Origin of the sequence: Streptococcus suis YS161 (assembly GCF_002760245.1) — a bacterium.
In the GTDB taxonomy this organism is placed as follows: Bacteria; Bacillota; Bacilli; order Lactobacillales; family Streptococcaceae; genus Streptococcus; species Streptococcus suis_I.
The window spans coordinates 1-6,005 of sequence record NZ_ASCA01000051.1 but is presented as its reverse complement, the minus strand read 5'-3'; the positions used below and the strand labels follow the sequence as shown (position 1 = coordinate 6,005).

General features: G+C 35.4%; 9 protein-coding genes. 6 read left to right on the top strand and 3 right to left on the bottom strand.

The window, feature by feature from the left end; translation table 11 throughout:
- The 3 genes from SST111_RS07050 to SST111_RS07040 form a co-directional block, all read right to left on the bottom strand.
- Positions 1–218 (bottom strand): class I SAM-dependent methyltransferase (locus tag SST111_RS07050; RefSeq protein ID WP_142350753.1); only part of this gene is annotated, 218 nt, incomplete at its 3' end.
- The gene (locus tag SST111_RS07045) at positions 199–1,068 is read right to left on the bottom strand and encodes a nucleotidyltransferase domain-containing protein (RefSeq protein ID WP_000233000.1); all 870 of its coding nucleotides are present in this window, start codon (positions 1,066–1,068) and stop codon (positions 199–201) included. The genes SST111_RS07045 and SST111_RS07050, both read right to left, overlap by 20 nt.
- 14 nt (positions 1,069–1,082) lie before the next feature.
- Positions 1,083–1,307, bottom strand: coding sequence for a helix-turn-helix domain-containing protein (locus SST111_RS07040; protein WP_000205227.1), 225 nt, complete (start codon positions 1,305–1,307; stop codon positions 1,083–1,085).
- A gap of 44 nt (positions 1,308–1,351) precedes the next feature.
- Here SST111_RS07040 and SST111_RS07035 point away from each other — a divergent pair, with 44 nt between their 5' ends.
- From SST111_RS07035 to SST111_RS07010, 6 genes are all read left to right on the top strand, one after another.
- Entirely contained in the window at positions 1,352–2,005 is a 654-nt protein-coding gene (locus SST111_RS07035) for an ATP-binding cassette domain-containing protein (RefSeq protein ID WP_257211802.1), read from the top strand.
- On the top strand, positions 1,998–2,126 hold the full coding sequence (locus tag SST111_RS12630; RefSeq protein ID WP_228476117.1) for a LuxR C-terminal-related transcriptional regulator: 129 nt from the start codon (positions 1,998–2,000) through the stop codon (positions 2,124–2,126). Before SST111_RS07035 ends, SST111_RS12630 begins: the two co-directional genes overlap by 8 nt.
- Before the next feature lie 1,400 nt (positions 2,127–3,526).
- Positions 3,527–4,165: a peptidylprolyl isomerase gene (locus SST111_RS07025; RefSeq protein WP_099810483.1), complete on the top strand. Its 639-nt coding sequence runs from the start codon at positions 3,527–3,529 to the stop codon at positions 4,163–4,165.
- Positions 4,166–4,203: 38 nt separating this feature from the next.
- A complete protein-coding gene (locus SST111_RS07020; protein WP_011922442.1) occupies positions 4,204–5,280 on the top strand; it encodes a toprim domain-containing protein in 1,077 nt (358 codons plus the stop codon).
- A 53-nt stretch (positions 5,281–5,333) separates the two neighbouring features.
- On the top strand, positions 5,334–5,561 hold the full coding sequence (locus SST111_RS07015) for a DUF5965 family protein (RefSeq protein ID WP_011922441.1): 228 nt from the start codon (positions 5,334–5,336) through the stop codon (positions 5,559–5,561).
- Positions 5,558–5,947, top strand: a complete 390-nt coding sequence (locus tag SST111_RS07010) for a DUF5945 family protein (protein ID WP_011922440.1) — start codon at positions 5,558–5,560, stop codon at positions 5,945–5,947. Before SST111_RS07015 ends, SST111_RS07010 begins: the two co-directional genes overlap by 4 nt.
- Positions 5,948–6,005 lie beyond the last annotated feature (58 nt).

Below are 6,005 nucleotides of genomic sequence, written 5' to 3'. Positions count from 1 at the left end.
ATATCAACACCTACTACAGAGGAAGCACCGTTTTCCATCGCATATATACAGTGCCATCCATAGCCGCATCCTAAATCAAGCACACGCTTACCCTTAAAATCAGGTAGCATCTTTTTCAAAGTCTCCCATTCTCCCGCACCAGCCAGTCCTTTCTGCGAGCGACTCATTTGACTGTATTTTTGAAAAAATATATTATCATCATATTTGTTTTCTTTCATCTGAACTCTCCTCGTTTAAAAAGTTATTTATCTCCGATACAATTTCATTCACTTCTTTATAAAGTTTCTCGGTCATATCGTAGCATTCAAAAAGAGAAAGACCGAGTACTTCAAAAATATGATTAACTCTTTCGGCATATTTTTCAGGTTTATATTCAAAAGTTTCAAGCAGTTTTATAGCTTTCTTTTCGTTAATGCAATAAGCATTATTACATGCAAATAGTACTTGATTTAAGCATGAAATAATACGAAAAACATGGCCTGCAATATAATATTTATCCTCTACCCCCGCATTTGCTTTTACAAACATTAAAGAGAATTCAGCTTCAAATATAAAAAAGTTCATCAAGCTTTTCTTTAGAGCAGTAGGGTAAATTTCTGCCTGCTTTTTTAATTCGCATAAGCTTTCGTTCTTAGCATATAGTATTTTACTAATCGCTAATTCTCCACGATACATTGCACTTATATAACCATGGGGATGCCCGGTCTGATAATTGGCAGTAACAATTCCTTGCTCCGTATCTTTGATTATTTGTTCTACCCGTTTTATATCACGTAAAATCAAGTCAACATGATACCCATTTATAAATAACCATCCGCCGCCATTAATCCAATCACCCCACGCTCCGGGAGGCACAACAAGGTTGTTTCTATTTTTATCATCCAATTCTGTAGCAATTTGATTAATCGCTGTCAGGTCAAATGAGTCTGAATTGTAATAGATTCCGATATCTATATCAGAATTTTCTGTATGGGTGCCTCTTGCACGTGAGCCCCCTAATACGATGCCTTCTATAAAAGGCAAAGATGATAATTTCTCTGTTACTATTTGAATAACATTACCTACCATATAAACATCCTCCTTTATTCGTTAGATATTTTTATTTCTTCTCCATCTGGTAAAATAAATGCCTGCACAAACTTGACACCTAGCACATCAGCAATGGCCTTCAACTCATCCAAGGTTACTGTTTCTCGTTGTAATTTTTTATTGAAATTCTGTGGAGTCTGGCCAATACGTCTAGCAAGTTCGGAAACACTTATATTCATTTGCTCACACAGTTCTTTAATCATTTCTGCCGTAGTCATACAGCACCTCCAAGTTTACGCTAAGAATATTATAAACCATTTGGTTGATAAACACAATAGTTATTAAAATATTATCTTATAATTTTTTAATAGGATCAGGAATTACCCATCGTTATCTAAAAAAAATCAAAAGTAGTTTATCAGATTATGTACAGTCGCAGATTGATAGAGGAATTGTAGAAGCTAAATCAATAACATTCCAGCAAGCCACTTCGACATTCTTCTCTCTTCTAATTTCTATTATGAGCCTAGTTATAGTGTTATTGAATCCTGAAAGAAGTGGGGAAATTGCCTTAATCAGTTCTATGGCTATGATATTGTATTCTCCCACGATGGGAATTGTAAGTAGCCTAATTAACGTGGCTAATCTGTATCCAAATATTGAAAGACTTGTAGACTTGGTAGGAGAAGAACAAATTCCTAAAACCTTTACGAAGATTCAAAACGGTATAGTTAATGTCGACAGGTTATCATATAGATACGATAATGCATCACCATATCTTTTCAAAAATCTTTCGTTCTCTCTTAAGGAAGGAGATACTCTTTTTATAACTGGAAAATCAGGTACCGGCAAAACCTCCTTAGTAAAAATTTTACTAGGTTTACAAAGTATTAGTGGGGAAGGTAATGAAGGAAATATAATTATTGGAGGAGTTAACTTACTAGACCAAAACCTAGATTTAAGAAGAGATTGCTAAATCCCTTTACATTTCTGATAGAACGCTAACGAATCATATTCAAAATATATTGGAAAAACTCGAAGTTGATTCAACGTTAAAAGCTGTTATAAAAGCTCAGAAGTTAGGATATATTAAGTAATTACCCTTTTTACTCATGATTTTGTATTGTAACTTAGATATACTGGTGTAAAGGAGGTTCAAATTCATGAAAAAAGTAATACCGTATGCGTTATTAACTCTATCAATGTTTTTTCTATTCAATGCCATCCGAATATATCTTGAGAGTAGGTCTCTGTATGTTGTCGATGTTTTGTTATTCATAGTCTTTCTAGTATGTAGTTTCAAATTTAGAAAGCAATAATGTAGAATAAATACAAAGATATACTATCTTCTACATTTGATAAGTTATAAATTATTCAGATGGTCATAATTTGGTTGTTAAAAAGCCCCATTGCAGCTGTAGTAGGAAACTTATAATCTATAGGAGAGAGGAACAGATTGATTCTATCTTTTTGATGTTAAGTTAGTTTAGAAATTTGTTTCTGAAGTTTGTAACTTGTCGAAAACTGAGTGACTGACGTTTGATATCCTTGATGAGCTTATCGATTGCTTTAAATTAGTGTTAGAATAGGGAAATTCCGTCAGATAGCAGTTCTAACTGCCGTTGTACGACAGAGGTTGAGAAAGGAAGTCTTTAGGTAGTGGAAGTGTCGGTGAGTTTTTCGGTGCAGTATTGAGTGATCTTTATGCAGATGGGTTGTGAGATTTAGTGTTTTTTGATGAGAGACACTTCAGTGACTGTCATCTGTTTACAGGATTTACACTGAAGAAGACATCTTTGGTTTTTAACATAGTTGGCATCCCTTTGATATTCAGAATAGATACTGTAGATTTATGTTGGTAATAACATCTGACTAAGGTAGTTTGGAGCTGGGTAATCAAGCTCACGCTGAATAGTGATATGCGTGTTGACTTGAAAAAATGGTCTCGATTTGATGTTCTTATTTTCTAATTCGAAGAGTACTGTGGTATTCTAAAATTGTTCCATAAGCACTTCCTAATGATGATTAGGGAGGTCTTATGGAACTTTTTTATATACTCAAAAAACTATAGCCTCTGTATAGATTGTTCCTACTACAGAAATTATAGGATATGTCTTTTATTGTAGTATATCTTAAAAATATTTAGTTTAAATTATTCTACAAAGTAGTTAATCCGGAAAATAAAGTTATTTGGCTCAGTTTTAAAGTAATCGGAGTGAAAATTTTTAATGTTCTTAAAGAGTCATTATAACTATATTTTCTTGAAAAGATATTTGAGCACCAATTTCTGAAAACTAGTTCAGTAGAATTTGGAATAGAGCTGGCTACTTCAAAACGCAACGAACTATAATTCAACATCTTTATCTATTGAATAGGTTCTGGTTTGCTATTTTTGATTTTTACAGAGTATAATTTGTAGTTAATCATATTTTTCTTGTGATAAAATTTCCAACTTAATCTTGATATGATGTGGCTATCACTAATAAAGGAGTAAGGCATGTTCAATAAAGTGAAAGCTCGATTTCTAATTGGAGTCGGAGGTTTAATCGCAGTCAGTTTTATGGTCATGATTGGCTACACGATTGGCTCACAATCTGTTTCAAAGCAAACAGAGAACCAAATACGAGCAGAAGCCAATAAACTTGTATCAAAGAAAAAGCAGGAGGAAAGGGCGACAGTCCTTTCAGATGAGCTTGTCAAAGAATTTCTCACACAATATTATACAAAGGTCCAGCTAGGAGAAAATAACACTCGTATCAAACCCTACATGACGGATTCTGCATTTTCAGAAGAGGAAGCAAATCAGAATAAAGCGATCAATCAAGTTTATAAAGATTATATGCTTGACTACCGATTTGAATCAGCGAGTATCTATGTCAATACAGAAAGCAATGTTGCACTTGCGGAAGTTACCTATCAAGTTACCTATGTTTCTGATTTGAGTGAGCAACAACAGCGAACCACTCAGACAGAAATCAAGACGGTTATGTTATCCTACTCCAAAGTTTCCGACAAGCTCCTGGTTAATCAGTTGACCATTTGGAATGGGAAACTGGAGGACATGAAAGAAGCCACAAATGGTGCTAATTCCAGCATACCAACGATCCAAGGAACTACAACAAGTGAGAACAACTAGCAGGAGACAGTCTTCTGCTTTTTTTATAGGGAGACAAGATGACACGAATTAAAATAGTAAAACAAAAGACCATTTTAGATGTGGCTGAAAGTTTGGGTTATTCCTTCAGACGTTTATCAGGACACATTTATGAACACCCAGACCATGATTCCTTTCGGATTTTTGCCGATACCAATACTTTCAAATGGTTTTCAAGAGATATACAAGGGGATGTGATTGACTTTGTTCAATTAGTGGCAGGTGTTACTTTCAAAGAGGCTGTATCCTATCTTGAAACTGGAGATTTTGAACAGGCTACGGTGATAGAAGAAACTTATCAACCGTTTCAATATTATTTGCATGAAGAACCGATTCAGCAAGCACGTATTTACTTAAAAGACATCCGTGGCCTAAGTGATCAGACTATCAATACCTTTGGTAGACAAGGATTGCTTGCTCAAGCTACTTATCAAGCGGAGTCAGTTTTAGTGTTTAAAAGCTATGACCATAATGGTGTCTTACAGGCCGCAAGCCTTCAAGGTCTCGTCAAAAATGAAGAAAGACACAAACGTGGTTATTTGAAGAAAATCATGAAAGGCTCTCATGGCTATGTCGGTATTAGTTTCGATATTGGTAATCCCAAGCGACTCATTTTTTGTGAATCAGTTATCGATATGATGAGTTATTATCAGCTTCATCACAAGCAGCTATCAGATGTTCGCCTGATTTCAATGGAAGGCTTAAAACTTTCAGTGATTGCTTACCAAGTCTTGCGTCTAGCAGCAGAGGAACAGGGAAAATTGGCATTTCTAAATACAGTAAAACCAAGCAGACTTAGCCATTATCTTCAGGCAATACAAGAGACGACAAACTTTTTCCAAACCCATTCAAACGCATTAACATTGGCTGTTGATTACGATGAGGCAGGAAGAGAATTTTGTAAAAAATTGTTAGACAAAGGACTTCCAATCGTTCAAGATTTACCACCATTACAGGGACTTGAAGCAAAGTCAGATTGGAATGATATTGTGAAGCAACAGAAGGAAATATCCTTAAGCAATCTTATTCAGTCAGCCCAGATACAAGCCATTAAGAATCATCCTCCACCAAAACGAGAGCGTGCTATGGAATTGTGATAACAAAATCAAGTCCGCTATCATAATCTAGAATGTGACAAGGAGGACGCCCTATGAGTGTGATTGAACGTCTAGCTGAAAAAGTAGCTAGGCAAGAAGAAAAGGTCTCACGTGAGACTGAGAAATTAGAAAACTATCGTGACCAACTACAAACTGCAATGTATAGCACCTTTATCAAACGGCAACAATCAAGTCAGTTGTCATTTCATGAAGCACTAGAGCAAGCCTTTGGTAAAGAATCTACACCGCCCCCAGATTACAGAAATGAGGATACAGAATGAGTAAAACATGGAATTTTGATCAGCCATTAGATGATGTGAAAACAACATCATCCCATGAAGAACGAGCTAAAATCGCAGCACTCTTCCATAAACAGGAAGAAAAACCAATTGAAGAAGTAGACTATGTGGCTGCTTTTGAACAGCAACAAAAGGAGTCAGAATCTAAAGATGTACAAACGCTCGCATCAACCGTTAAACAAAGTCAGCCGAAGAAGGTAAATATTACAAGTGACTATAAACAACACTTGGCTGATACCATTGCACAAAATAACAAGGACATTTCCGCCTGTCAGAAGCAAATTGAAGAACTTCATCAATTGATTGATGAAAAGAAAGTCCAAAATAAAAAGTTGCAGGCTATTTCAGTAGCCATTGATGATTTATAAGTCAGGTAGTCCTATTCGGGCTACCTTTTTACAATTTAAGGAGAAGAAAATGAAATTC